This window comes from Trinickia caryophylli (assembly GCF_034424545.1).
Taxonomy (GTDB): domain Bacteria; phylum Pseudomonadota; class Gammaproteobacteria; order Burkholderiales; family Burkholderiaceae; genus Trinickia; species Trinickia caryophylli.
Window position 1 is genome coordinate 2,903,706 of the sequence record NZ_CP139970.1, and the last position, 24,513, is coordinate 2,928,218.

General features: G+C 65.7%; 27 protein-coding genes. 11 read left to right on the plus strand and 16 right to left on the minus strand.

What is annotated here, in order from left to right:
• Positions 1-87 precede the first annotated feature (87 nt).
• Positions 88-885 (minus strand): response regulator transcription factor, encoded by a 798-nt coding sequence (locus U0034_RS13065; RefSeq protein WP_085228014.1) that lies wholly within the window; start codon positions 883-885, stop codon positions 88-90.
• A gap of 340 nt (positions 886-1,225) precedes the next feature.
• On the opposite strand from U0034_RS13065, the gene recA reads away from it, so the two are divergent.
• The 9 genes from recA (at position 1,226) to U0034_RS13110 (ending at position 10,566) form a co-directional block, all read left to right on the plus strand.
• Positions 1,226-2,293, plus strand: a complete 1,068-nt coding sequence (recA, locus tag U0034_RS13070; RefSeq protein WP_085228126.1) for a recombinase RecA — start codon at positions 1,226-1,228, stop codon at positions 2,291-2,293.
• Between the two features lie 259 nt (positions 2,294-2,552).
• Positions 2,553-3,053, plus strand: a complete 501-nt coding sequence (gene recX, locus U0034_RS13075) for a recombination regulator RecX (protein WP_386092128.1) — start codon at positions 2,553-2,555, stop codon at positions 3,051-3,053.
• A 108-nt stretch (positions 3,054-3,161) separates the two neighbouring features.
• On the plus strand, positions 3,162-3,806 hold the full coding sequence (locus tag U0034_RS13080) for a DUF2889 domain-containing protein (RefSeq protein WP_085228016.1): 645 nt from the start codon (positions 3,162-3,164) through the stop codon (positions 3,804-3,806).
• A 38-nt stretch (positions 3,807-3,844) separates the two neighbouring features.
• Complete coding sequence (gene sucC / locus U0034_RS13085; RefSeq protein ID WP_085228017.1) at positions 3,845-5,014, plus strand: ADP-forming succinate--CoA ligase subunit beta; 1,170 nt, start codon at positions 3,845-3,847, stop codon at positions 5,012-5,014.
• Positions 5,015-5,053: 39 nt separating this feature from the next.
• The gene (gene sucD / locus U0034_RS13090; RefSeq protein WP_085228018.1) at positions 5,054-5,935 is read left to right on the plus strand and encodes a succinate--CoA ligase subunit alpha; all 882 of its coding nucleotides are present in this window, start codon (positions 5,054-5,056) and stop codon (positions 5,933-5,935) included.
• Between the two features lie 239 nt (positions 5,936-6,174).
• On the plus strand, positions 6,175-6,879 hold the full coding sequence (locus tag U0034_RS13095; protein ID WP_085228127.1) for a TerC family protein: 705 nt from the start codon (positions 6,175-6,177) through the stop codon (positions 6,877-6,879).
• A gap of 196 nt (positions 6,880-7,075) precedes the next feature.
• On the plus strand, positions 7,076-7,657 hold the full coding sequence (locus U0034_RS13100) for a pilin (RefSeq protein ID WP_085228019.1): 582 nt from the start codon (positions 7,076-7,078) through the stop codon (positions 7,655-7,657).
• Between the two features lie 144 nt (positions 7,658-7,801).
• Positions 7,802-9,577 carry a PglL family O-oligosaccharyltransferase gene (locus tag U0034_RS13105; protein ID WP_085228020.1) on the plus strand — a complete coding sequence of 592 codons (1,776 nt, stop codon included), beginning with the start codon at positions 7,802-7,804 and terminating at the stop codon, positions 9,575-9,577.
• A gap of 149 nt (positions 9,578-9,726) precedes the next feature.
• Positions 9,727-10,566, plus strand: a complete 840-nt coding sequence (locus U0034_RS13110) for an AraC family transcriptional regulator (RefSeq protein WP_085228021.1) — start codon at positions 9,727-9,729, stop codon at positions 10,564-10,566.
• Positions 10,567-10,578: 12 nt separating this feature from the next.
• On the opposite strand, the gene U0034_RS13115 is transcribed toward U0034_RS13110, so the two are convergent.
• From U0034_RS13115 to U0034_RS13165, 11 genes are all read right to left on the minus strand, one after another.
• Entirely contained in the window at positions 10,579-11,166 is a 588-nt protein-coding gene (locus tag U0034_RS13115) for a LysE family translocator (protein ID WP_085228022.1), read from the minus strand.
• A gap of 208 nt (positions 11,167-11,374) precedes the next feature.
• Positions 11,375-11,869: a cyclic pyranopterin monophosphate synthase MoaC gene (gene moaC / locus U0034_RS13120; RefSeq protein WP_085228023.1), complete on the minus strand. Its 495-nt coding sequence runs from the start codon at positions 11,867-11,869 to the stop codon at positions 11,375-11,377.
• A 158-nt stretch (positions 11,870-12,027) separates the two neighbouring features.
• Positions 12,028-12,909: an amidohydrolase family protein gene (locus U0034_RS13125; protein ID WP_085228024.1), complete on the minus strand. Its 882-nt coding sequence runs from the start codon at positions 12,907-12,909 to the stop codon at positions 12,028-12,030.
• Positions 12,906-14,213, minus strand: a complete 1,308-nt coding sequence (locus tag U0034_RS13130; RefSeq protein ID WP_085228025.1) for an MFS transporter — start codon at positions 14,211-14,213, stop codon at positions 12,906-12,908. Before U0034_RS13130 ends, U0034_RS13125 begins: the two co-directional genes overlap by 4 nt.
• Positions 14,214-14,292: 79 nt before the next feature.
• Entirely contained in the window at positions 14,293-15,015 is a 723-nt protein-coding gene (locus tag U0034_RS13135; RefSeq protein ID WP_085228026.1) for a GntR family transcriptional regulator, read from the minus strand.
• Positions 15,016-15,215: 200 nt separating this feature from the next.
• Positions 15,216-15,809 (minus strand): DUF2946 family protein, encoded by a 594-nt coding sequence (locus tag U0034_RS13140; RefSeq protein ID WP_085228027.1) that lies wholly within the window; start codon positions 15,807-15,809, stop codon positions 15,216-15,218.
• A complete protein-coding gene (locus U0034_RS13145) occupies positions 15,802-16,854 on the minus strand; it encodes a YheT family hydrolase (RefSeq protein WP_085228028.1) in 1,053 nt (350 codons plus the stop codon). Before U0034_RS13145 ends, U0034_RS13140 begins: the two co-directional genes overlap by 8 nt.
• Positions 16,855-16,905: 51 nt before the next feature.
• Positions 16,906-17,358 carry a nuclear transport factor 2 family protein gene (locus tag U0034_RS13150; protein ID WP_085228029.1) on the minus strand — a complete coding sequence of 151 codons (453 nt, stop codon included), beginning with the start codon at positions 17,356-17,358 and terminating at the stop codon, positions 16,906-16,908.
• A gap of 175 nt (positions 17,359-17,533) precedes the next feature.
• Positions 17,534-18,568, minus strand: coding sequence for a lipopolysaccharide heptosyltransferase II (gene waaF / locus U0034_RS13155; protein WP_085228030.1), 1,035 nt, complete (start codon positions 18,566-18,568; stop codon positions 17,534-17,536).
• A 187-nt stretch (positions 18,569-18,755) separates the two neighbouring features.
• The gene (locus U0034_RS13160; RefSeq protein ID WP_085228032.1) at positions 18,756-18,950 is read right to left on the minus strand and encodes a zinc-finger domain-containing protein; all 195 of its coding nucleotides are present in this window, start codon (positions 18,948-18,950) and stop codon (positions 18,756-18,758) included.
• 55 nt (positions 18,951-19,005) lie between these two features.
• The gene (locus tag U0034_RS13165) at positions 19,006-19,929 is read right to left on the minus strand and encodes a branched-chain amino acid transaminase (protein ID WP_085228033.1); all 924 of its coding nucleotides are present in this window, start codon (positions 19,927-19,929) and stop codon (positions 19,006-19,008) included.
• A gap of 299 nt (positions 19,930-20,228) precedes the next feature.
• On the opposite strand from U0034_RS13165, the gene U0034_RS13170 reads away from it, so the two are divergent.
• Positions 20,229-21,002, plus strand: a complete 774-nt coding sequence (locus U0034_RS13170; RefSeq protein ID WP_085228034.1) for an AzlC family ABC transporter permease — start codon at positions 20,229-20,231, stop codon at positions 21,000-21,002.
• Complete coding sequence (locus U0034_RS13175) at positions 20,999-21,322, plus strand: AzlD domain-containing protein (RefSeq protein WP_085228035.1); 324 nt, start codon at positions 20,999-21,001, stop codon at positions 21,320-21,322. The genes U0034_RS13170 and U0034_RS13175 overlap by 4 nt, the downstream gene beginning before the upstream one ends.
• Before the next feature lie 27 nt (positions 21,323-21,349).
• On the opposite strand, the gene U0034_RS13180 is transcribed toward U0034_RS13175, so the two are convergent.
• The 4 genes from U0034_RS13180 to U0034_RS13195 all read right to left on the minus strand — a co-directional run bounded on the left by U0034_RS13180 (position 21,350) and on the right by U0034_RS13195 (position 24,507).
• Positions 21,350-22,048, minus strand: coding sequence for a lytic transglycosylase domain-containing protein (locus tag U0034_RS13180; RefSeq protein WP_211326908.1), 699 nt, complete (start codon positions 22,046-22,048; stop codon positions 21,350-21,352).
• A gap of 331 nt (positions 22,049-22,379) precedes the next feature.
• Positions 22,380-23,456 carry an EscU/YscU/HrcU family type III secretion system export apparatus switch protein gene (locus tag U0034_RS13185; protein WP_085228036.1) on the minus strand — a complete coding sequence of 359 codons (1,077 nt, stop codon included), beginning with the start codon at positions 23,454-23,456 and terminating at the stop codon, positions 22,380-22,382.
• Positions 23,453-24,241 carry a type III secretion system export apparatus subunit SctT gene (gene sctT, locus U0034_RS13190; protein ID WP_233212070.1) on the minus strand — a complete coding sequence of 263 codons (789 nt, stop codon included), beginning with the start codon at positions 24,239-24,241 and terminating at the stop codon, positions 23,453-23,455. The genes U0034_RS13185 and sctT overlap by 4 nt, the downstream gene beginning before the upstream one ends.
• Entirely contained in the window at positions 24,238-24,507 is a 270-nt protein-coding gene (locus U0034_RS13195; RefSeq protein ID WP_085228037.1) for an EscS/YscS/HrcS family type III secretion system export apparatus protein, read from the minus strand. The genes sctT and U0034_RS13195 overlap by 4 nt, the downstream gene beginning before the upstream one ends.
• Between the last annotated feature and the right edge of the window lie 6 nt (positions 24,508-24,513).

The following is a 24,513-nucleotide window of genomic DNA, read 5'->3' on the forward strand; positions in this document are numbered from 1 at the left end:
CCGTGCGCGGACCACGGCGCGGTCCGTCGTCGTGCGGGGAGGCGGGGGGAGGCGCGGGAGGGGAAGCGGGAGCGGCCACGGCCGGCCTTATTTCGGCGCGCTCTTGGCGGCGCTTCCGGTTGCGCTCCCGGTTGTGCTCCCGGTTGCGCCCGGCGACGTCGCGGACGCGGCGTGGGGGAGCGGCACAGCGCTCGCAGTTTGCTCCGGCGCCGCGCCGGCGGCGGGCTTCTCGAGGCAATAGCCGAGTCCGCGCACCGTCATGATGCGCACGCCGCCCGGCTCGATCTTCTTGCGTAGCCGGTGCACGTAAACTTCGATGGCGTTGTTGCTGACTTCCTCGCCCCACTCGCAAAGATGATCGACGAGCTGCTCCTTCGAGACGAGCCGCCCGATCCGCTGCAGCAGCACTTCGAGCACGCCGAGCTCGCGTGCGGACAGGTCGAGCACCTGGTCGTTCACGTATGCCACGCGCCCCACCTGGTCGAAGGTGAGCGAGCCGTGGCGCACGACCGTCGGGCCGCCGCCCGAGCCGCGCCGCGTAAGCGCGCGCACGCGCGCCTCGAGCTCGTTCAGATGAAACGGCTTGGCCATGTAGTCGTCGGCACCGAGATCGAGCCCCTTGACTCGCTCGTCGACGCTGTCGGCGGCCGTCAGGATCAGCACGGGCAGGCTCGAATTGCGCGCGCGCAGGCGGCGCAAAACCTCGAGCCCCGACATGCGCGGCAGGCCCAGATCGAGAATCAGCAGGTCGAACGTCTGCATCGAGAGCGCCGCATCGGCTTCGGTGCCGCCTTTCACGTGATCGACGGCATAGCCCGATTGGCGGAGTGATCGGACGAGCCCGTCCGCGAGTATGCTGTCGTCTTCGGCAATGAGTATTCGCATGATGCGCCGGCGTACCGGCAATCGAAGCAGGCCCGCCGCTGTCTCCCATGTTTCCGTGTCGCGGCGGCCCTACGATGCGCTCGGTGGGCCGCGTTCGTTGCCGCGGCACAAGTTCCGCAACGCATCGGGCTTGCAAACAACCCTGTTTTTTTATACAGTATCTGCGTTTCGCGCGTCGGCCGCAGTAAAAAGCCACCAACCGGCCACCAACCCGATGTGGCCCGGCTCGAAAGCCCGGGGGAAGCGCCGGTTTTCCGGCGGCATCGGGGGCGCCGTCAGGCTGCTTTTTTGTGTCGGTTCGCCCACCGCAGACCTCGCTCATCATAGCAAAGGACGATTCATGGAAGAAAGCAAGAAAGGCTCGGCTGGGCTGACCGCTGAAAAGAGCAAGGCGCTCGCTGCCGCGCTCGCGCAGATCGAGAAGCAGTTCGGCAAGGGCGCGGTCATGCGGCTTGGCGACGGCGAAGTGGCCGAAGACATCCAGGTCGTCTCCACCGGCTCGCTCGGCCTCGATATCGCGCTCGGCGTCGGCGGCCTGCCTCGCGGGCGCGTCGTGGAAATCTACGGGCCTGAATCGTCGGGTAAGACCACGCTGACGCTGCAGGTCATCGCCGAAATGCAGAAGCTCGGCGGCACCGCGGCGTTCATCGATGCCGAGCACGCGCTCGATATCCAATACGCGGCGAAGCTCGGCGTGAACGTGGCCGATCTGCTGGTGTCGCAGCCCGATACGGGCGAGCAGGCCCTCGAAATCGCTGATGCGCTCGTGCGCTCGGGCTCGATCGACATGATCGTGATCGACTCCGTCGCGGCACTCGTGCCGAAGGCCGAAATCGAAGGCGAAATGGGCGATTCGCTACCGGGTCTGCAGGCCCGCCTGATGTCGCAGGCGCTGCGCAAGCTCACGGGTACGATCAAGCGCACGAATTGCCTCGTGATCTTCATCAACCAGATCCGCATGAAGATCGGCGTGATGTTCGGCAACCCCGAAACCACCACGGGCGGCAATGCGCTGAAGTTCTACGCGTCAGTGCGTCTCGATATCCGCCGCATCGGCTCGATCAAGAAGAACGACGAGGTGATCGGCAACGAAACCCGCGTCAAAGTCGTGAAAAACAAGGTGTCGCCGCCGTTCCGCGAAGCGATTTTCGACATCCTCTATGGCGAGGGCATTTCGCGTCAGGGCGAAATCATCGATCTCGGCGTGCAGGCGAAGATCGTCGACAAGGCCGGTGCCTGGTACAGCTACAGCGGCGAGCGCATCGGTCAGGGCAAGGACAACGCGCGCGAATTCCTGCGCGAGAACCCCGATATCGCGCGCGAAATCGAAAACCGCATCCGCGAGTCGCTCGGCGTCAACGCGATGCCGCCAGCGGCGGACGTCGAAGTCGCGGGCGAAGAGGAATAAGCCGCGCGTGATGCGCAAGACGCGAGCGGCATCGGGCGCCGGTTTTCGTGGCCCGCGCCCGCATGGCCCGCATGACCCTGCGCGAACGGCCCACGGTGAAAGTGAGCCGTTCGAGTCGCCCGAGCCACTAGCGCCGGTCGATGCCCGTGGCCAGCGCCATCCCGATCCGCTCGATCCCGCTTCGGCATACGAAGCGCCCGCCCGCGCGGTTTCGCCGGGGCTGGGTCGCTCACGCTCGCGTGCAGTCCGATGTTCTTCCGTGGGCGACTCGGACGAGTCCGCCGGGGGCCGCAAAGCCGCCACGGGCCGCACCGGGCGCTCGCTCAAAGCGCGCGCGCTCGAATATCTTTCCCGCCGCGAATACAGCCGCATCGAACTGGCGCGCAAACTGGCGCCGTTCGCCGACGAAGCCGATTCTCTCGACGGTCTGCTCGATTCACTCGAAAAAGAAGGCTGGCTCTCCGATGCCCGCTTCGTCGAAAGCGTCGTTCATCGCCGCGCGGCCCGTCAAGGCGCGAACCGCATCGTCAGCGAGCTTCGCCGTCATGCCGTATCCGATACGCTCGTCGAGGCCGCGAGTGCGCAGTTGCGCGAAACCGAGTTCGCGCGCGCGCAGGTTGTCTGGCAAAAGAAATTCGGGCAGTTGGCCGAAACGCCGGCCGAGCGCATGAAGCAGGCCCGGTTCCTTGCCATGCGCGGCTTCTCGAGCGCCGTCATCGCCCGAATCCTCAAGGGCGACGAGGACTGGTGCGGCGACTGACCTCTTGCGGTCCCGATACCCGTCTGTCCCTGGCGGCGGGGCCGGTCCGAGCGCCGATCCTCACTATGTTAAAATTCGGCGGTTTCCTCTCCAGCCGTCTCGCTTCGCATGCCGCTTTCGCCGCCCGTGTCCCGCCAGTTGCGCCATCGTCGCGCAATCCGAGCGGAAGCCTTCGAGCGCGACGACGGCCTCTGGGATATCGAGGCGTGTCTGACCGATCACAAGCCGCGTGACGTGGCGCTCGCGCCCGGCGTTCGGCCCAATGGTCTGCCGATCCATGAACTCTGGCTGCGCATTACGATCGATCGCAAGCTCACCGTCGTCGACGCCGAAGCGTCGTCCGACTGGGTACCGTATCCCGGTCATTGCGAAGCCGCCAATCCCGCCTATCGAGCACTCGTCGGGCTCAATCTCCTCGACAACTTCCGCCGCCAAACGCGTCGCCTGTTCGGCGGCACGGGAGGTTGCACACATCTCACCGAGCTATGCGCGGTCTTGCCGAGCGCCGCTATCCAGGCGTTCGCAGGCGATGTCTGGCCTACCGGCGAGCATGCTGGCACCGCGGCGAACGTTGTCGACGAGACTGAGCCGCCGTTTCAGCTCGGCCGCTGCCAGGCTCTGCGCTTCGACGGCGAAGCGGTCCGACGCTTCTATCCGCGTTGGCACAACGGTGTGCCGCGCGGCGAGGGCGGGGCGGCGGCGCAAGGGATGCGCGAAGCCGCTTCGGCCGGCGTGAAGGAAATCAGCGATTAAGAAGTTCAATCCAACTCTCAGACTGAAGGGAATCACGCATGAAGATTCACGAGTACCAGGGTAAGGAAATCCTGCGGAAATTCGGCGTCGCGGTACCGCGCGGCAAGCCCGTGTTTTCGGTGGATGACGCGGTCAAGGCCGCTGAGGAGCTTGGCGGCCCGGTCTGGGTCGTGAAGGCGCAGATCCACGCGGGTGGCCGCGGCAAGGGTGGCGGCGTGAAGGTCGCGAAGTCGCTCGAGCAGGTGCGCGAGTACGCGAACCAGATCCTCGGCATGCAGCTCGTCACCCACCAAACGGGTCCGGAAGGCCAGAAGGTGAACCGCCTGCTGATCGAAGAAGGCGCGGACATCAAGAAGGAGCTGTATGTCGGCCTCGTGATCGACCGCGTGTCCCAGAAGGTCGTCGTGATGGCTTCGAGCGAAGGCGGGATGGATATCGAGGAAGTCGCCGCGAAGACGCCGGAAGCGATCCACAAGGTGGCCGTCGATCCCTCGAAGGGCCTGCTCGATTCGGAAGCCGACGACCTCGCCAGGAAGATCGGCGTGCCCGACGCCTCGATTCCCCAGGCGCGCGCGATCCTGCAAGGTCTTTACAAGGCCACGTGGGAAACGGACGCGTCGCTCGCCGAAATCAACCCGCTGATTCTCACGGGCGACGGCAAGGTAATCGCGCTCGACGCCAAGTTCAACTTCGATTCGAACGCGCTCTTCCGTCATCCGGACATCGTGGCCTACCGCGATCTGGACGAAGAAGATCCGGCTGAAATCGAGGCGTCGAAGTTCGACCTCGCCTACATCTCCCTCGACGGCAACATCGGCTGCCTCGTGAACGGTGCCGGCCTGGCCATGGCGACGATGGACACCATCAAGCTGTTCGGCGGCGAGCCGGCGAACTTCCTCGACGTCGGCGGCGGCGCCACGACCGAGAAGGTCACCGAAGCGTTCAAGCTGATGCTGAAGAACCCGGGCCTGAAGGCGATTCTCGTGAACATCTTCGGCGGCATCATGCGCTGCGACGTGATTGCGGAAGGCGTGATTGCCGGCTCGAAGGCCGTGAACCTGAACGTTCCGCTCGTCGTGCGCATGAAGGGCACGAACGAAGACCTCGGCAAGAAGATGCTTGCCGACTCGGGCCTGCCGATCATCTCGGCGGACAGCATGGAAGAGGCGGCGCAGAAGGTCGTCGCGGCTGCCCAGGGCAACGCGTAAGCGGCCCAGGCGCAACAGGATACGAACAGAGGTCAATACATGTCGATTCTGATCAACAAAGACACGAAGGTCATCACGCAGGGCATCACCGGCAAGACCGGCCAGTTCCATACGCGCGCATGCCGCGAATATGCGAACGGCCGCGAAGCGTTCGTCGCGGGCGTGAACCCGAAGAAGGCCGGCGAAGACTTCGAAGGCATTCCGATCTACGCGAGCGTGAAGGAAGCGAAGGCCGAAACGGGTGCGACGGTTTCGGTCATCTACGTGCCGCCGGCAGGCGCCGCGGCAGCGATCTGGGAAGCGGTGGAAGCCGACCTCGATCTCGCGATCTGCATTACCGAAGGCATTCCGGTTCGCGACATGATCGAAGTGCGCGATCGCATGCGTCGCGAAAACCGCAAGACGCTGCTGCTCGGACCGAACTGCCCGGGCACGATCACGCCCGACGAGCTCAAGATCGGCATCATGCCCGGCCACATCCACCGCAAGGGCCGCATCGGCGTGGTCTCGCGCTCGGGCACGCTGACGTACGAAGCCGTTGCTCAACTGACGGCACTCGGCCTCGGCCAGTCGTCGGCGGTCGGCATCGGCGGCGATCCGATCAACGGCCTCAAGCACATCGACGTCATGAAGATGTTCAACGACGATCCGGATACGGACGCCGTCATCATGATCGGCGAGATCGGCGGCCCGGACGAAGCCAATGCGGCTTACTGGATCAAGGACAACATGAAGAAGCCCGTCGTCGGCTTCATCGCCGGTGTTACGGCGCCTCCGGGCAAGCGCATGGGCCACGCCGGCGCGCTTATTTCGGGCGGTGCCGATACGGCCGAGGCGAAGCTCGAGATCATGGACGCCTGTGGCATCAAGGTCACGAAGAACCCGTCGGAAATGGGCCGTCTGTTGAAGTCGGTCATCTGATCCGGCGCCGGCCGGCGTTGCACCGTGCCGTGATCGCGGCGCGCGCGACGCTCGGGCCGCGCCGAGACCCCGGCGTTTTTGGTATGCTTGCGAAATGATTTCGTAAGGCAGCCGATAAACGCCAGCAAAGCGAGGAAGCACATGCGGCTTCCTCGCTTTTTTGTCGCCCACCACTCGCTGCCGGCCTGATTCACAATCGTTGCCGTCCGGGAACGCCATTTGCACTTATGTTCGACTCCATGCTCGAGTTCTTCGCAACGCTCCACTGGGGCGCGGTCCTTCAGATCGTCGTCATCGATATCCTGCTCGGCGGCGACAATGCCGTCGTGATCGCGCTCGCGTGCCGCAAGCTGCCGCCCGCGCAGCGCATGCAAGGCGTGCTGTGGGGCACCGTGGGCGCGATCGTCCTGCGCGTGGCATTGATCGCGTTCGCCGTCGTGCTGCTCGACGTGCCGCTGCTCAAGTTCGCCGGCGGTCTGCTGCTGCTGTGGATCGGCGTGCGGCTGCTCGCACCGGCTCATGACGCCCATGAAAACATCAAACCGGCCGACAAGCTGATCGCCGCCATCAAGACGATCATCATTGCCGATGCCGTCATGAGCCTCGACAACGTGATCGCCATCGCCGGCGCGGCCGAAGCCGCCGACCCGCAGCATCGCGTGGCGCTCGTGATTTTCGGCCTCGTAGTGAGCATTCCGCTCATCGTCTGGGGCAGCACCCTCGTGCTGAAACTGCTCGACCGTTTCCCCATCATCGTCGCGGCCGGTGCCGCGCTGCTCGGATGGATTGCCGGTGGCCTCATCATCAACGACCCCGCGGGCGATCGCTGGCCGCTGCTCGATACCCCCGTGGCGGAATACGGCGCGCACATCGCCGGCGCCGTGCTCGTGGTGGCGCTCGGGTACCTGCTCAAGCGCCGCACGCTGCGGCGCGAGGCGCACTGACGGGTCGTCCGGCTTCGCGCGGTGCACCGTTTCGCACCGCGCGCCGGGTTCGACCGCGGTTGCGGCGACCACCCGGCCGTTTCCGCCAGCCGGTGCCCAAAAGTTGGCCGTTTGGCTGACTGCCGCGCGAAGCGGCCGGCCGATAGGCTTGGAACGTGCCTGCCGCATGTGCGGGCTTACGTTCCGGAGCCTGCCGATGTCCGCCTTCGCTTTTTTTCAGACCTGGCCGCGCCTGCTGCGGTGCGCGCCGCTGTCTCGCCTCCCCGGTCGGGGATTCACCCTTGTCGAACTGATGATCGTGCTCGCGATCGTCGGCATCGTTGCGGCCTATGCCGTTCCCGCCTATCAGGACTATGTGGCCCGCAGCCGCGTGGGGGAAGGGCTGCAGCTGGCGGCGGCCGCCCGGCTTGCAGTCGCCGAAAACGCCGCGAACGGCAACGGGTTCGCCAGCGGCTATGCACCGCCTTCTGCCACGCGCAACGTCGATGCGATCGAGATAGACGACGAGCGCGGCCAGATCTCGATCCGCTACACGTCGCGTGTCGCGCCATCCGGCAGCGACACGCTCGTGCTCGTGCCGTCCGTGCCCGACGATCCGGCCATGCCGAGTGCGCGGGTGGCATTGGCGAAGGGCGTGATGTCGGCCGGCACGCTCACGTGGGAGTGCTTCGCCGACGGCAAGGATGCATCGTCCCTGCCGGCGCCCGGCTCCGGGCCCATGCCGGGCGAGGCCGCTACGCTGCCAGCCGGTATCTCCCCGCCTGAGTGCCGGGCATGAGCGGAAAGGGCAACGCCGGGCATACAAGCGCAAATGACGCGCACCGGCAAGCCAATGTAGCGGCGCAGCCCCGGCGGGCCGCATCGAGCGCACAGCGTAACTTTTTTTTTGTATAGTGCGCCGATTGCCGACCCTCCCCTGCTCATGACTTCTTCTTTTGCACGCTATTTATCGCTCGCGCTGTTGGCGTTCGCGATGTTGCTGCCGTATGCGGTGACGAACCACACGTATCCGATCCCAACGTTCTATTCGGAATTCACGGCGCTTGCGCTCTATCTGGTCGTCGGCGCGGGGGCCGCCTGGGTTGCCGCGAACGCATGGCCACGTCCGGCCTTTGCCACGCCCACCGTCGCGCTCGCCCCGCTGGGCTTCGGTCTCGTGCTCGTCGTACAGACGCTCGCATTGCCGCTGGCACAGCCGTCGATGAACTGGCTGGGGGCGGGCTTCCTGTTGGCGGGGTTCATGGCGACGCATGCGGGCTATGCGTTCGCGCGCGCGAACATGGCCGAGCAAGCCTTGCGTTGGGTGGCGTGGGCGCTCGTGATCGGCGGGCTTTTCGCCGTCTTTTGCCAGGTCGTCCAGGTGCTGCACGCCGAGGCGCGCGTTGCACCGTTCGTCGTTGCCTACAACGTGATGGTCGATCGCCGGCCGTTCGGCAACATGGCGCAGGCGAACCATTTGGCGACCGTCATCGCGTTCGCGTTGGCGGCGGCGATGTTTCTCGTGCAAACGCGGCGGCTCAATGTCGTGCTTTGGGCCGTCGTTTCGGCGATATGCGTGCTCGGGCAGGCGCTCACGGTGTCGCGTGGCCCGTGGCTGCAAACCGGGGTCATCGTCGTGGCAGGTTTTTGGATGGCCATCGCCGTGGCCCGCAGCGAGCGTGGCGCACGAGGCGTGCGCGACTGGCTGATTCCGCCGCTGCTCGTCGCGATCTTCGTCGTCGTCAACATCGGCGTGCGTTGGGCCAACGACCGATATCAGCTCAATCTCGATGTCTCGGCGGCGCATCGCTTTCAGGACAAGGGGCAGTTCGTCTTGCGTCTGGCCATGTGGAAGTACGGCTGGACGATGTTCCGCGGTCATCCGTGGCTCGGCGTGGGCTGGGGCGAGTTCCCGCGTTATCAGTTCGAACTCGTGAAGATGCTCGGCGACGTCGAGGTTGCAAACAACTCGCACGATATTTTCATCGATCTGCTGGCGAAGACGGGGATCGTCGGCCTCGGGGTGCTGCTGATCGCGTTGCTGTCGTGGCTCATCCGCGTGCTGCTTGCTCCGCATACGGCGTGGCGCGTGTTCGGGCTCGCCCTGATCGGCGTGCTGCTCATGCATGCCCTCGTGGAGTACCCGCAGCAATACATGTTCTTCCTGCTGCCGGCGATGTTCGTGTTCGGCATTCTGGAGACGAAGCCGCTCGGGTTCGTCCCGCCGCGCGTATCGCTTGGTCTCCATATCGCCATCGTGGCGGGCGGGCTGCTTGCGTTGACGCCGATTTACCGCGAGTACGCGCGCGCGGAAGTGCTCTATTACGGTGCGCATCCGGCCGAGCAATATCAGGCAGCGCCGTCGCGGCTTTTCGGCGCATGGGGCGAATACGGCATGGCGACGCTGCAGCCCATCGATAGCGACAACTTGCCTGCGAAGCTCGCGATGCACGAGCGGGCGATTGCGCTGCTGCCGGGCGAGACGGTGCTCAGGCGGTACGCGGTGCTGCAGGCCCTGGATGGCAAGCAGGCGGATGCGCTCGATACCGTCGAGCGGCTGAAGATATTCGCCGGCGTGCTGCGCGATTGGCCGGTGCAACTGTCGGCGCTCTACGAGCTTTGCGACGACGAGCCGAAGCTCGCTGCCTTCAAGGCCGAGCTCGTCAAGCGCTACGGGGTTCCTCCGGATACGGAAGGCGACGGGGAAGACGACGAGTGATTCCCGCTGCCCGCATACCCGCGGCGGCGGTGGCGGGCGCGCCGCCGAAGCTGGCGAACCGCTGCGCCGGCCGATTGCTGCGGTACTATCGTGCTGCGCCGCGCGGGACGGCCGGCGCAGTATAAAAGTGTGAATCGGGTTGATCGTTCATGTTGAACACCGGAGTTCCTTCTCAGACATCCGATGCCATTCCGACATTCTGGCGGGATGCGGAGTTGCCGTTCATCGAAGCGCGGGACGTCAAGGATGGGCGTAAGGTCTGCTACGCGAAGCACACGCATGAGTGTTTTTCTATCGGTGCCATCACGTCCGGGCGAAGCACGTATCTGAACGGCAGGGTGTGCGAGCAGGTTGGCGCGGGTACCGTCGTTGTCATCAATCCGGGGGATGTGCATGCCTGCAACCCGATCCGCGATCAGCCCTGGTCCTATCGCATGTTTTACGTGGATACGGGCTGGCTGACCGCTCTCCAGCACGAGCTCGGATTCCGCAATGATCTGAATTTTCAGGCCTTCGCGATGCGCTCGACGACACACGCGAGCCTGCATGCCGGGCTCGGCCGACTGTACGTCACGCTGAGCGACGACCATGCGGACTCGCTGAAGAAGCAGTGTGCGGTCGTTGGCTACTTCGCCGAGGTGCAACGCGTTCTGAACGCGGCGCCGCGCGTACCGAAAGAACCGAATCGAAAACTCGCTCGGGTAGCCGGGTACATCAGGGAGAACTGCACCCGGTCGTTGAAGCTGAAGGAAATCTGCGCGGTCGGCAATATCTCGGCGTCCTACTTGATTCGAGCGTTCAAGGAGCAGTACGGAATGACGCCGCATACGTACCAGATCAACTGCCGCATCGAGTACTGCCGGGCGGAACTGAGGCGGCGGCGATCGATCGCGGACGTCGCGGTCGAAGCCGGGTTCTCGGATCAGGCTCACCTGCAGCGCGTGTTCAAGCAGTTCGTCGCGGCCACGCCGGGGCAGTACCGCGGCTAGCCGGCAAGCGATTCATGCATACACCAGATATGCGGCGCTGCCGGCGAGCATGAGCGCCATCATTCGATTCAATATCCTGACCCGGGCGGGCGATTGGAGGTGCTGCCGCAGCAGCAGCCCCGCTGCCGCCCAACAGGCGATGGACGCATAGCAGACCACGAAGTAGATCGCGGCGAACTGCCAGATCAGTGTCGGCTCCCCGTTTGCGACAAAGATACCCATGCCAGCCACCGATGCGAGCCACGCCTTCGGGTTCAGCCACTGCAGTGCCGCACCGGTGACCAGCGAGGGGCCGTTCGTCGCTTTGTCCAATCCGATCTCCCCATCGTCGAGCGCCAGCTTCCAGGCCAGATAGAGGAGAAAGGCGACGCCCGCCCATTGGATGGTCGCGGTCAGGCTCGGCCAGCGCTCGAGCACCTCGCGCAGTCCGAAGCCGGTCAGCACGAGCAGCAACGTGAAGCCGATGGTGGCGCCCGCGACATGGCGCATGCTCGCACCGAAACCGTACTGAATCCCGCTGCTCAGTGCTACGAGGTTCACCGGGCCGGGCGAGATGGAAGAGGCGAGGGCGAATGCCCCCATGGATAGGAAGACGTCCATCGGGCTCTATGACGTTGGTTGCGAATGGACCAACGATATAAGCGGCGAAAGCGTCGGTATTGAAGAAAATTGCCCTTGCTGTCGTTCTTGCGGGAATACGCCAGCCGGCTGCCGAGCGTGTCGACGTCGATCGCGGCCGGCAGGCTTGCCGCTGGCCCGGATGGAGACGTTCGACCGGAAATCCCGGGTTCCCGCCGTCGAGCAGACGCTACCGGACCGGGCCGGCTCTGTCGGCCACCCAATCGCCGGACTTCCCACCGCGCTTTTCCTCGACTCGGACATCGGTGATGACCATGCCCCGATCCACGGCCTTGCACATGTCGTACACCGTCAGCAGGCCGACCTGCACGGCCGTGAGCGCTTCCATCTCCACCCCGGTGCGCCCGAGCGTTTCGACCTGCGCCGTGCAATGGACGCCCGGCAGCGTCTCGTCGAGCGTGAAGTCGACCGCAACGCGCGTGAGTGCCAGCGGATGGCAAAGCGGAATCAGATCGGCCGTGCGTTTCGCACCCTGGATCGCGGCGATTCGCGCCACGCCGATCACATCGCCTTTTTTCGCGTTGCCGTCCCGAACCAGTGCCAGCGTTGCGGCCTGCATCCTGATGGCGCCGCTCGCGACAGCGATCCGTTTCGTTTCCTGCTTGCCGCCGACGTCGACCATATGCGCCTGGCCGGCAGCGTCGAAATGAGTAAGTTCCGCCATGGAGGGCTCCTTCGAAGGGCGCCTATCTTAACAAGGCCGGCCTGCCGGCGCAGGTGCCCGCCGCCCGCCCGGTCACTACGCCGCAGGCGGAGCAGCCACAGCGGACAGTATGCGCCCGCGAAGCTTGCCGCGCCCGAGCACTGAGCACTGAGCACTGGCTAGCGGAACCCGAAGAGCCGGGCCGGTGCGTCGGCGAGCACGATCCTCCGCTCTCGTTCGTCGGGTATGAGCGCGCGCAGCAGATCCCAGGTGCCGCCGAACGTTTGCTGCGATTCGAACTGCGTATGCGGCCAGTCGCTGCCCCAAACGAGTCGTTCGAGCCCGAACGCCTCGCGCAGGTACGGCAGCGCGGCGTGAGCGCTCAACTGGCCCGACGGGTCGATGCTTGCGCCGCCGTTGCGGTAGGCCGCCGATACCTTGACCCAAACCCGACCGGTCGGCCCGAGCGTCAGCAACTGGCGGAACCCCGGGTCCGCCACCCCGAGCTCCGGAGCCGGCCGGCCGAAGTGATCGACCACGAGCGTGAGCGCGTCGCTTCGGTCTTGCGCAAGCAGTGGCTCGGCGATGCCCATCAGGCGCTGTGCCTCGCAGTGGATCTCGACATGCCAGCCGAGCCCCGCGATCCGGGGCAGTACCGCGCGCCATGCGCTGCTCGTAAAGTCGGGGTTCGGCACCCCGATGAGGTTGATCCGCACGCCCACCACCCCCGCCGCCGCCAGTGCATTGAGGCCGGAGGGTTCCGCCGCGGCCGCCTGCGGATCGATCACGGCAACGCCGCGCAGCCGCTGCGGCGCGAGCGCAAGTGCGCGCAGCAAATAGCCGTTGTCGGTGCCGAGAAAGCTCGGCTGAACGAGCACGCCGTGCGAGATACCGCGGCGATCGAGTTCGGCCAGATACCGCTCGAGCGGCGCGTCGTACGAAGGCGCGTAACGCCGTTGCCGCGCGAGCGGCAACGCGTTCGAAAACACATGGGCGTGAGAATCGACTGCCGTCACAGGCATGGCCGTCCCGTCGTCCGGGTGGACTTCTTTCGTGCTCATCGCCGTGCGGGTTCCCCAGCGGCGGGCCCGGCCGGAACCGCATCGGGCAGCGTATCGGCAAGTGCTCGGCCGCGCGTTTCGGGCAGCATCAGCACGGCGAACACCACGATTGCGTAGGCGATTCCCGCGTCGAGGCCGATAGCGAAGCCAAGCGTCGTCGTTTTCGCGAGATGGCCGACCATCACCGGGAAGAGGGCCGATGCAACGCGCCCGAAGTTGTAGCAAAAGCCGACCCCGGTGCCGCGCATGCCGCGCGGATAGAGTTCGTTGAAGAGCGCGCCCATGCTGGCGGGAATGCCGGCGGCGAAAAAGCCGAGCGGGAACCCGAGAAACAGCATCGCCATATTGGAGAGGGGAGCGAACAGATAGACGAGAACGGTTGCCACGCAGCAGATCGAGAAAAGCAGGATGGTGCCGCGCCGGCCGATCTTGTCGAGCAACTGCGAGCTCGCGAGGCATCCGCAGAAAAACGCGACGATGATCACGGCAAGGTAGCCGCCGGTGCCCAGCACGGAAAGATGGCGCTCGGTCTTCAGATAGGTGGGCAGCCACGTCATCAGCGCGTAATAGCCGCCATGGGCACCCACGCCGAGCAGCGCACCGATCAGCGTCATGCGCAGCACGCGCGGCGAGAAGATGTCGAAGAACGGTACGCCCTTCGTCCCGTCATCGCGCCCCGCCGCCGAGGCGGGCTTCGAGGCGGCGGCGCGCGGTGCCACCGGCTCGGGTACGCCGCGGCGTACGTAGAGAATCAGCAGTGCCGGAAGCAGCCCGACACCGAACATGACGCGCCAGGCGTAATCGCCGGGCATGAAGGAGAACATCGTCGTATAGAGCAGCACGGCGGCGCCCCAGCCCACCGCCCATGCGCTTTGGACGGTGCCCATCGCCTTGCCGCGATGCTCGGGGCGGATCGTCTCGGCCATCAGCACGGCGCCGGCGGCCCATTCCCCGCCGAAGCCGAAGCCCTGCAGCGTCTTGAGCACGAGGAACTGCGGGAAATTCTGCGCGAAGGCGCAGGCGAACGTGAACACGGAAAAGAACGCCACGGTGATCTGCAGCGTGCGTACGCGGCCGATGCGGTCGGCCATCGCACCGGCGATCCAGCCGCCGAGTGCCGAGGCGACAAGCGTCGCGCCGCTCACGAAGCCGGCCTCGGTCTTGCCGATCGCCCACTCCGCGATGATCGCCGGAATGACGAGGCTGAAGATCTGCACGTCGAGTGCATCGAGGGCCCACCCGCCGAAGCACGCCCAAAAGGTACGGCGCTCCGTTGGTGAGATTTGTTTGAACCAGGTGAACATCGAGGTCTCCAGTGTGGAAAAGGCCGAGGGCGCCGTCCGACAGGGCCTGCCGGCGGCGTATCGAAGCTGGGCGGAACGCTCAGCGGATCTCGACCTGATAGAGGAATTCGCTCGCGGGGCCGCGCGAGCGGCGCCATTCGAGCGGACGGCGGTCATAGCCATAGGCCAGCCGTTCGATGACGACCACCGGGGTGCCCGGCTCGATGCGCAGGAGCCGCGCATGCATCACGTCGACGGCTTCGACCGTCAAGGTTTCGCTCGCCGATGCGATCACCTGGCCGCACTGCGCCTCGTAAGCCGGGTAGAGCAGATCGCCGATCTCGCTCGTGTCGAGTGCCGCAAAAGCGGCGAACCGGTCGTGCGGCAGCCAGATTTCCTCGGCCAGCATTGGCGTATCGTCGACGAGGCGCAGCCGGGACATGTGAACGACCGGCGCGCCGGCGTCGATCTGCAGCTTCGAGGCCACGGCCGACGGCGCCTGCGCGATTTCGCGCATCAGGATCCGGCTTTGCGGGATCTTCCGTTCGCCGCGCCGGTTCTGGAAGCGGAAAAAGCGAAATAGCGAGCCGTCGAAGCTCGCGCGGCGCACGAAGGTGCCGCGCCCCTGAAACCGCTCGAGCAGCCCCTCCGCAACAAGCTGATCGACCGCCTTGCGCACCGTGCCGACCGCTACCGAGTAGGTGCGGGAGAGCTCCTGTTCGGTCGGGATCGCCTCGCCGGGGCGCCAGCGGTGCTCGGCGATCTGGGCGGCGAGTTCGTCGCGAAGGCGCTGGTAGCGTGGCAAGCGGGCATCGGTCTGCATCGGCGGCTCTCTTCGAAAATGGCGCAAGCGCCGGTGCGCTCCCCCCGTCAGGGGAAGCCGCCGGCGATTCGATTCAACTATTCATATATATGTTTATATGAATCGGGCTGTGGCGCTATCCGGGGAGACCCTGAATGTTTGTCTCGGTGATCGGTGGGAGGGGCGCGCCACGGGCAGCCGCGGGGGGCGCGGAGCGGCGCTCAGCAACGGCCGATGGCGGCCGCGGGGCTCTGGACGAATGCGAAGAGGGCGGGTAGTTCGGTGCTCGAAGCGGATTCGACAGGCAGCGATCGATCGGGCCGCCATTGGAGGCAGCCGCTTTGCCCGTCGTCGTCGAGCGTCGCGTGGTCGGCAAAAAGACCCAGGTCGTGGTCGTGCAGCAACGCCAGCCGGGCGGGCTGCGAGGTATCGGCAAAGAGTACCGCGCCGGTTTCGTCGACGAAGGCCATTGCCGGTTCGAACGGGCTACCCGTGTGATCCGTGAGGAAGAGGTGCGCCGGGTATCGGGGCTCGTCGTGGACGGAGAGCCTCACTATCCACGGCGTGTAGGCCAGTTCGACGTAGACGCGCTGCGGCCCGTTCTGGAAGAACCATTGACCTGTCTCGTCACGCTCGTAGTTGCGGTTGATGAACCCGATCAGCGCCGCGTGCCGAACGGGCGTGCCGAGTTCGCCGCGCAACTGGACTCCTTCGTCGCGCATGCGCCACTGGCCGCGACGGTCGAGCAGGAGCCATCCGCGGCAGTGCGGAACGTTCGGCCATTTGGCCAGCGCCGCTTTGACAATGTCATCCATGTCGGGCAAATGGTTCGAGAAACGAGAAGATGCGGCGCGGCAGCCACTCGATGCGGCCCGGGAACGGGCCGGTCATGAATCCGACGTGGCCCCCTTGCTCCGGCTGGTCGAGCTCGATCAAGGGCGAGACTTCGGCGCGCGTCGGTAACGCGGCGCTCGGCAGGAACGGGTCGTTGCGCGCGTTGAGCACGAGCGTGGGCACGGCAACCTCGGGCAAGAGCGGCCGCGTGGTCGCGCGCGTCCAATAGTCGTCGGTATTGTGAAAGCCGTGCAGCGGCGCGGTGACCACGTTGTCGTATTCATACATCGTGCGGCTCGCAAGCATGGCCTCGCGGTCGAAAAGCCCCGGGTACTGATCCAGCTTGAGAAGCGCCTTCTTCTTGAGCGTCTTGAGGAAATTCATCGTATAGACGAGCGCGAAACCCTGCGACAGCGCGCGCCCGCCCGCGTGCACGTCGAGCGGCGCCGAGATCGCCGCGGCCGCCGCAATGAACGACGCGTCGCGCCCGCGCTCCCCGAGCCAGCGCAGGAGTACGTTGCCTCCGAGCGAAACCCCCGCTACGAGGATCGGCCCGTGGTGACGCGCGTCGAGCCGGTGCAGTACCCAGTCCACTTCGTCGCTGTCGGCGAGATGGTAAAAGCGCGGCGCCAGATTGAGCGGGCCGCTGCAGCTGCGAAAATGGGGCACGACGCCGTGCCAGCCGAGTGCGCGAGCGGTGGCCATCAGCACACGGGCGTAGTGCGAGTCCGAATTGCCCTCGAGCCCGTGAAAGAGGACGAGCAGGGGCGCGTTGGGCGGCGGCGCGGAATTGGCGTCGCCCGGGTAGGCGAGCCAATCCAGGTCGATGAAATCGCCATCCGGCGTATCCCAGCGTTCGCGCCGGTAGTCGACGGCAGGCCGGCGCGCGAACAAGGCGGGAATGATGGTTTGGGCGTGGCTCGTCGGCAGCCATCGGGGCGCCGCGTAGAGCAACTCGACCAGCGTATCGGTGGTTGCCCGGTTCGCTGCCGGGACCGACGTCGTTTTTTCCTGCGCGCTGCTCATGACCTTCCCCACGACCAAAAACAAGAGCGAGCCGCTACGGGCGCGGATCGCTCAGTGCAACGCCCCTTGGCCGACGCGCACTTTGGCGGCGAAATCGTTCGCCGTATCCTCGGGCATCGGGCTCGCGTGAATATGCGCGATGCGCCATTCCCCCCGCTCGTGCACCATCACGTAGGTCGCGTAGACCATGCGTGGCTGGGCGAGCGGTTCGCGGGCCTGATGCGCTTCCGCCACCGCGTAGACGGCTGTGCCGAGGCTGTCGTACACGCGCACGTCGAGCGGCTCGATCGCGGCCGGCAGCGCATCGGCGGCGGCCAGTTGCGCAAGCCCCGCCCGGATGCTGTCGATGCCGTGCCAGTGCGCGCCGCTCGAATCGATGTAGCTGGCAAAGTCCTCGTCGATCCACAGCGCCATGGCGCTGTCGACGTTGCTTTCGGCCACGGCTTGATAGAACGCGTTGAGCGTATCGGCAGCGGCTTCGAAGAGTCGGGCGAAACGGGGCATCTGGTAGCTCGTCGGTGTCTTTCGCGCGCCGTGGCGCGCCTTATGGCGAAAAGGGCGCGATGCGGCTTCGCGGCGAAGCGAAGCGGGGCATCGGTGCCCCGAATTCTCGCTCCGGCCCGCCGCGCGGCGTGTCTACGCTCTATGAACGCATACGCGCCGCACACCAGTCGGTGCGTCAGCGCTCGCCGAGCAGCATGCCGCGCAGATCGCCGAACACTTGCTCCGGCGAAAGCTCCCGCAGGCATCGCAAATGACCGAGCGGGCACTCGCGCGCAAAGCAGGGACTGCACTCGAGATGCAGCCATTGTACCTTCGCGAGATCGGACAACGGTGGCGTGTGGCGTGGGTCGCTGGAGCCGAAGACGGCAACGAGCGGCCGCCGCAGCGCGGCCGCGACGTGCATGAGGCCCGAATCGTTGCTGACCACCGCACCGGCACGGGCGATCAGTGCGCAAGCCTCGCCGAGCGAGGTCTGGCCGCACAGGTTCCGTACGTTCGGCGCCGCCTCGACGATGGCCTGGGCGATCGGCGCATCCTTCGGCGAGCCCAGCGCGACGATCTGCGTATAAGGGAACGACTGCCCGACCATGCGGGCGAGCGCCGCGAAATGCTCGGCCGGCCAGCGTTTCGCGCTGCCATACTCGGCGCCGGGGCAAAACACGAGAAGCGGCACGCGCGTATCGAGCGTAAAACGCGTGGAGACGCGCGACGACTCGTTGAGATCCGACTCGAGCCGAGGCATGGGCAGGCGCGCGGCAAGCTCGGGCAGGTTCGCGCCGGGGGCGTAGGCGAGCGCCGCGTAATGGGCTGCCATGGGCGGACGCTCGTCCTTGCGCGGGTTCGCGTGGCGGACGTTGAGCAGCCCATACCGGTGCTCGCCCGTGTAGCCGATGCGCAGGCGGATGCCGGTAAGCCAGGGGATAAGCGCCGATTTCAGCGAATTCGGCAGCACGTAGGCCGCGTCATAGCCGATGTCGCGCAGATCGCCGGCCAGTTGCCAGCGGCGCAGCATCTGGAGCTTGCCGTGCGCGAGGTCGGTGGCATGTACCTCGTGAATTTCCTGCATGCGCTCGAGCACGGGCGCGACCCACGTGGGCGCCACGGCGTCGATGACGATGCGCGGATGCAGTTGCTTGAGCAGCGCGAAAAGCGGCTGCGCCATCAATGCGTCACCGATCCAGTTCGGTGCGATAACCAACGCGCGACGCATCAGTGTGGATATCCGAGATCGAAAAAACGCGGCGCGCGAAAGCGCCGCGTCTGAAAAAGGGGCGGGTGCGACACAGCATGCGCGCCAAGCGACGCGATGCCGGCCGCCTGGCGAGGCTGGCGCCCGGCGCTCGCAGGGCGGCGCTTGTCCGGATGCGGCACTGACGGCCGGGCAAGCGCCGGCAAGATCAATGGCCCTTGACGACTTCCCCGTCGCGCAGCTTGTAGCGCGTGCCGCAGTACGGGCAACTGGCTTCGCCGTGCGTGACGTCGATGAACACGCGCGGGTGCGCGCTCCAGCGCGGCATCGAGGGGTTCGGGCAGTACGCGGGCAGATCTTTCGCTGACAGCTCGATCAGCGGCATTTCCTTGATTACGCTCATGAGGACGGATTCTCGTTATTGGCGATGTGGCGGCGGGCGGCAACCCGCCAGCGCGTCAGACTTGCGTGAGCCAGGGCGCATATTCGGCATTCCTGCCAGCGACGATGTCGAAGAACGCGGACTGCAGCTTTTCGGTGATGGGGCCGCGCGCGCCGTTGCCGATCGTGCGATTGTCGAGCTCCCGGATCGGGGTGACTTCGGCTGCGGTGCCCGTGAAGAAGGCCTCGTCGGCCGTATAGACCTCGTCGCGCGTGATGCGCTTTTCGATGATTTCGATGCCGGCGGCCTTCGCGAGCGTGATGATCGTGTCGCGCGTGATGCCGTCGAGGCACGAGGCGAGGTCGGGTGTATAGAGCTTGCCGTTGTTCACGAGGAAGAAATTCTCGCCCGAGCCTTCCGAGACATAGCCGTCCACGTCGAGCAGCAGCGCTTCGTCATAGCCGTCGGCCGTCGCTTCCTGGTTCGCCAGGATCGAGTTGACGTACCAGCCCGACGCCTTGGCCCGCACCATCGACACGTTCACGTGGTGACGCGTGAACGAGGACGTCTTCACGCGGATGCCCTTCGCAATGCCGTCTTCGCCCAGATAGGCGCCCCACGGCCAGGCGGCGATGGCCACGTGGATCGTATTTCCGCGCGCCGATACGCCGAGCTTCTCCGAACCCACCCAGACGATCGGGCGCAGGTATGCCGATTCAAGACCGTTTGCCCGCACGACCTCGCACTGGGCCGCCTCGAGCGTTTCGCGGTCGAACGGGATGTCCATCTGGAAAATCTTCGCCGAATTGAAGAGGCGCTTCGTGTGCTCTTTCAGGCGGAAAATCGACGTGTTGCCATCGGCCGTCCTGTAAGCGCGCACGCCCTCGAAAACCCCCATGCCGTAATGCAGGGTGTGCGTGAGGACGTGGATCTTGGCGTCGCGCCAGTCGATCAGCTTGCCGTCCATCCAGATCTTGCCGTCGCGGTCGGCCATTGACATACGTATTCTCCTAGCGGTGCAGGCGGCGCTGCGATAAGAGCGCCATTTTAGCCTTTTTCAAGTGCACTTAAACAGATCATGGCTGCGTGCCGGCCGGAACCTGTCTCCGCGGCCCGGTCATCGGGAGGCGGTGCGGTAGCTGACGACCGAGCTCCGTAGTCAAACTCACACTATAATCAGACGCTTTTCCGTTCCAGCCCGAGCCCGACGGCTTGAGGCGCCGCGCGCTCGCTGCCGCTGCCGCCGCCGGTCTACGACGACTCGTTTGTCCGCCTTGCGGCGACGTACCACTCCTGCCGATGCCAGCCCGTTTCTCCGCCGTCGATCGCACCGCTTACGTCCAGGGCCTGCGCGATTGTTCGCCCACCATCGTTGCGCTGGCGTCGTGGGGGCTCGTCACGGGCATCGCCATGAGCAAGTCCGTGCTGACGATGCCGCAGGCGATCGCCATGGCGCTCTTCGTCTATGCGGGTTCGTCGCAACTGGCCGTGCTGCCGCTGATCGCGGCGAAACTGCCGATCTGGACGGTTCTGCTGACGGCCGCCATGGTCAACCTGCGCTTTTTGATCTTCAGCGCCGGGCTGGCGCCGCATTTCGCCTATCACCCGTTCGTTCGCCGGCTCGCGATTGGCTATTTCAATGGCGACATCGTCTATCTGCTGTTCCAGAAGCGCTCGTTTGCAACCGGCTACGTGCCGGGCAAGGAAGCGTACTTCTGGGGTATGGCGACCGTGACCTGGCTTTCCTGGCAGATATCCTCGGTAGCCGGCATCGTGCTCGCCAGTCTTTTCCCCGATAACTGGGGGCTCGAGTTGGCCGGCACGCTCGCGCTGGTGCCGCTCATCGTCGCCGCGATCGCCAATCGCTCGACGCTCGTGGCCGTAAGCGTGGCTGCCGTCATTGCGCTCGTCGCCATCGACCTGCCCTACCGGCTCGCCCTGCCGCTTGCCGTGCTGGCTGCGCTCGCGGCCGGCAGCATGGCCGATCTCGTCGTCGAGCGCGGCGATTGGCGGCGCATCGCGGGCCGGCGTACACGCGGCGAGGACGCGGCTCAACGCGGGAGGCGCCCATGACGACGGCCCAGATCTGGCTCACGATCGCGGGGATGACGTTCGTCACGGCGATCACGCGCGCGTTTTTTCTGCTCGGCGGCGAGCGTGCGGTGTTGCCGGAGCGGATCCAGCGCGCACTGCGCTATGCGCCCGCCGCCGCACTGGTGGCCGTCGTCGTGCCCGACGTGCTCGAGACGCCAGCCGGCATCTCGCTGGCACTCGGCAATCACGCACTCTATGGGACCGTCGCCGGCCTTGCCTGGTATCTCTGGCGGCGCAGCATGCTCGGCACGATCATGATCGGCATGGTGGTCTTCACCGCGCTGCGCCTGTGGACGTGATCGCTCCCATCGCCCGCCGCGGTCCCGTCAGCCGCGCCTGGCTGGCGGCGCCGATACGAGCAGCGTGCCGAGCTTCGCGAGCAACTGCCAGGGCGTCATTTCGGATCCGGCGCGCGATTGTGCGGGCCCTGCCGTTCCGAGCGTTTCTGCCGTCTTTGCCGCTCCCGCCGACCCCGTTGCGTTGATCGTCCCCGCAGCATCGGCCGTGCTCTCCGCGCCCGATGCTGGAGCGCGCCCAAGCGCCGCCGGTATGTTCTGTGCCGGCTCGGCTGCCGTCGTGCCGGCGAGTGTCGCCTGGTATTTCGCCAGGACCGTTGCGACGTAGCGGCGCGTTTCCTCGTAGGGCGGAACCGTCCCGCCATATCGGTCAACGGCGCTTTCGCCCGAGTTGTAGGCGGCAACCGCGAGCTTGACGTTGCCGTGGAAGCGCGCGAGCAGCCATTTGAGGTAGGTCGCGCCGGCGAGCAGGTTCGTGCGCGGGTCCTGCAGGCCGGCGAAGCCGAAACGCCGGCCGGTGGCCGGGAGCACCTGCATGAGGCCGATGGCGCCTTTCTTCGATACGGCCGATGGATCGTAGCCCGATTCGGTCGAGACGATTGCATGCAGAAGGGCCGCGTCGAGCCCGAATTCCGCGGAGACTGCTTCGATCAGCCCGGCGTAGCTCGCCTTGCGTGCGGGGCGTGCGGGTAAGGCGGCACAGTCCGTGCAATGCGACGAGCTCGGCACCGATCGATCGGCGGGCGGCCGAGTCCCGAAGGGCGGGATCGAAGGCGGCGGCGACGAAGACGGAAACGAGGGCACGGACGGCAGCGAAGCCGAAGCCGAAGCCGAAGCCGAAGCCGAAGCCGAAGCCGAAGCCGAAGCCGAAGCCGAAGCCGAAGCCGAAGCCGAAGCCGAAGCCGAAGCCGAAGCCGCCGCATGCTCCCAGATCACCGGAGCGTTGCTGAGCGGCAACCCGGTGGCCGTTGCGTTTGAGCCGGGCAGGCCGCACGCGACGACCATGGCGGCGGTGGCCGCGGGCCGCCGCCATGAGGCGCTACGGGCAACCCTGCGCGGCTTACGCGTGCGGACCGTCATCGTCGCGCTCCGCGTCCTGCTCGTAATCGAGCGCCATCACGACGCGCAGAATCCGTGCAACGGGCTCGAAAAGACTGGGCGGGATGTAGCCGCCGGGCTCCGTCTGCGCGGCGAGCGCGCGCGCGACGCGCACGTGTTCGACCACCGGCACGCCGGCTTTTTCCGCCAGACGCACGATATGCGCGGCGCGCGCATTGCGGCCGATTTCGAGCACCTGGGGCAGCGGCGTGAGCGGCGGCTCGTAAAAGAGGCACACGGCGATGTGAGTGGGATTGCGCACGACCACGTTCGACTTCCCGACGTTGGCGGCGAGGCTGCCGCTTTGCACTTCGCGATGGGCTTCCTTGCGCTTGTGCTTGACTTCGGGGTTGCCCTCCGAGTTCTTGTATTCCTCCTTGATGTCCTCGAGCGACATCATGAGTTGCTTCATGGTCTGGTGGCGCTGAAACGCATAATCGGCGATGCCGAAGACGACGTAAAAACCGAGGAGGGCACAGCCCATCCAGTAGAGCAGTTGCACGGCAACGTGAAGTCCGCACGACACGCCGCACAACGGAAGGAACTGGATCGAGGGGCCGTACTGACGGATCAGATAGAAAAAGATCAGCGACAGCAAGCCCACCTTGATCATCGATTTGGCGAATTCGAACAGGCTTCGAACCGAGAAGATCTGCTTGAAATTGGCGAGCGGATTGATCTTGTCGGGCGAAGGCTTCATCGCCTCGAATGCCAGGAGCGGCCCGGTCTGCACGAGCGTCGCGGCCACCGTCGCGACGATGAGCAGGGCGGCGAGCCCGACGACGAACGGCGCCAGCAGCGCCGCGGCCGTGCCGAGCAGACGGTGCGAGGCGACCGGCAGGTCCTGGTCGGCCACGGCGATCGATTGCAGGCACAGCGCCTCGAAGGCGCGAAAGAGCGTTTTGCCCTGGGCCAGCAGGTAGCCGAGAATCGCTGCCAACTGCACGCCGCTCGTGATCTCGGTGCTTTTCGCCACCTGCCCTTTCTTGCGCGCGTCGCGAATCCGCTGAGGCGTGGGCTTTTCGGTCTTCTCGCTCATCGTACCGGCGAGAGCAAGCGCCGCACGTGGTGCGACAGGGTGACCGAATACTCGATCATCGGGTGAAAGGCGAAACCCATGCCGACGATGATGAGCAGCACGGCGAACGCGCTTTTCACCGGCATCGACAGGAAGAAGACGTTCAATTGCTGCGCTGAGCGATTGACGAGTCCGAGCGCCATGTCCACGAGCAGGATGCCGATCAGAGCCGGCATGGAAAACCGCAGGCACAGTTCGTACATCAACTGCCAGTCAGCCAGAACAAAGGCGAGCCAGTGCACGTCGCGGGCCGGCGCGACGGCGGGCGGCAGCGTGCGATAAGAGTCGTACAGCGCGACGAAGAGCTCGTTCAGGCCACCATTCGCCACGAACAGCAGCCCGAAGATCTGCGAGAAGAGCGCGCCCAGCAGCGAAGACTGCTGACCGAGCATCGGATTGAGAACGTTGGCCATCGTTGCGCCGCGCATCGTATCGATGAGCGAGCCGGCCATGTCGAGCGCCCAGAACGGAACGGCGGCCGTGAAGCCGATCACGACGCCGATCGCGAGTTCGGAGCAGAGCATCCACAGCAGCGAGGGCCACGACGCGAGCGCGGCACCCAGAACGGGCCAGCTCGCGGCGAGCGGCGCGAGCGGCAACGCAATGAGCAGCACCATGGCGTTGCGGATGAGTGTGCCGCCCAGCGCGCTTTGATTGAACACCGGCACGATCAGAACGGCGCCGAGCGGTCTCAGCATGCAAAAGCCGAGTGCCGGCAGCCAGTGTGCCCACCATTGGACGCTCACAGCTTCATCAACACGATATTGTCGAACGACTGGTTCGCGTAGTTGAGAATGATGTCTCCCATCCAGTGATAGGTACCCGCGAGCGTGGCGGCCACGGCGAGCAGCTTGATCAGAAACTGGATCGTCTGGTCCTGCACCTGCGTGAGCGCCTGTACGAGGCTGATGACGACGCCGACGACCGATGCGACGACGACGACGGGCAGCGACAGCAGCAAGACGAGCCAGAGCATCCGGGCCGCGAACTGCGTAACGATGGCATCGCTCAATCGACT

Excerpts from the sequence above, each read along its gene's own strand:
- U0034_RS13170 (WP_085228034.1), top strand. The coding sequence starts at position 20,229 with ATGCCAGCCCGTTTCTCCGCCGTCGATCGCACCGCTTACGTCCAGGGC.
- recA (WP_085228126.1), top strand. The coding sequence starts at position 1,226 with ATGGAAGAAAGCAAGAAAGGCTCGGCTGGGCTGACCGCTGAAAAGAGC.
- U0034_RS13115 (WP_085228022.1), bottom strand. The coding sequence starts at position 11,166 with ATGGACGTCTTCCTATCCATGGGGGCATTCGCCCTCGCCTCTTCCATC.
- U0034_RS13110 (WP_085228021.1), top strand. The coding sequence starts at position 9,727 with ATGTTGAACACCGGAGTTCCTTCTCAGACATCCGATGCCATTCCGACA.
- waaF (WP_085228030.1), bottom strand. The coding sequence starts at position 18,568 with ATGCGTCGCGCGTTGGTTATCGCACCGAACTGGATCGGTGACGCATTG.
- U0034_RS13175 (WP_085228035.1), top strand. The coding sequence starts at position 20,999 with ATGACGACGGCCCAGATCTGGCTCACGATCGCGGGGATGACGTTCGTC.
- sucC (WP_085228017.1), top strand. The coding sequence starts at position 3,845 with ATGAAGATTCACGAGTACCAGGGTAAGGAAATCCTGCGGAAATTCGGC.
- U0034_RS13065 (WP_085228014.1), bottom strand. The coding sequence starts at position 885 with ATGCGAATACTCATTGCCGAAGACGACAGCATACTCGCGGACGGGCTC.
- U0034_RS13150 (WP_085228029.1), bottom strand. The coding sequence starts at position 17,358 with ATGCCCCGTTTCGCCCGACTCTTCGAAGCCGCTGCCGATACGCTCAAC.
- U0034_RS13165 (WP_085228033.1), bottom strand. The coding sequence starts at position 19,929 with ATGTCAATGGCCGACCGCGACGGCAAGATCTGGATGGACGGCAAGCTG.
- sucD (WP_085228018.1), top strand. The coding sequence starts at position 5,054 with ATGTCGATTCTGATCAACAAAGACACGAAGGTCATCACGCAGGGCATC.
- U0034_RS13100 (WP_085228019.1), top strand. The coding sequence starts at position 7,076 with ATGTCCGCCTTCGCTTTTTTTCAGACCTGGCCGCGCCTGCTGCGGTGC.
- U0034_RS13130 (WP_085228025.1), bottom strand. The coding sequence starts at position 14,213 with ATGTTCACCTGGTTCAAACAAATCTCACCAACGGAGCGCCGTACCTTT.
- U0034_RS13125 (WP_085228024.1), bottom strand. The coding sequence starts at position 12,909 with ATGAGCACGAAAGAAGTCCACCCGGACGACGGGACGGCCATGCCTGTG.
- U0034_RS13185 (WP_085228036.1), bottom strand. The coding sequence starts at position 23,456 with ATGAGCGAGAAGACCGAAAAGCCCACGCCTCAGCGGATTCGCGACGCG.
- U0034_RS13160 (WP_085228032.1), bottom strand. The coding sequence starts at position 18,950 with ATGAGCGTAATCAAGGAAATGCCGCTGATCGAGCTGTCAGCGAAAGAT.
- U0034_RS13135 (WP_085228026.1), bottom strand. The coding sequence starts at position 15,015 with ATGCAGACCGATGCCCGCTTGCCACGCTACCAGCGCCTTCGCGACGAA.
- U0034_RS13105 (WP_085228020.1), top strand. The coding sequence starts at position 7,802 with ATGACTTCTTCTTTTGCACGCTATTTATCGCTCGCGCTGTTGGCGTTC.
- moaC (WP_085228023.1), bottom strand. The coding sequence starts at position 11,869 with ATGGCGGAACTTACTCATTTCGACGCTGCCGGCCAGGCGCATATGGTC.
- U0034_RS13095 (WP_085228127.1), top strand. The coding sequence starts at position 6,175 with ATGCTCGAGTTCTTCGCAACGCTCCACTGGGGCGCGGTCCTTCAGATC.
- U0034_RS13140 (WP_085228027.1), bottom strand. The coding sequence starts at position 15,809 with ATGGATGACATTGTCAAAGCGGCGCTGGCCAAATGGCCGAACGTTCCG.
- U0034_RS13145 (WP_085228028.1), bottom strand. The coding sequence starts at position 16,854 with ATGAGCAGCGCGCAGGAAAAAACGACGTCGGTCCCGGCAGCGAACCGG.
- U0034_RS13080 (WP_085228016.1), top strand. The coding sequence starts at position 3,162 with ATGCCGCTTTCGCCGCCCGTGTCCCGCCAGTTGCGCCATCGTCGCGCA.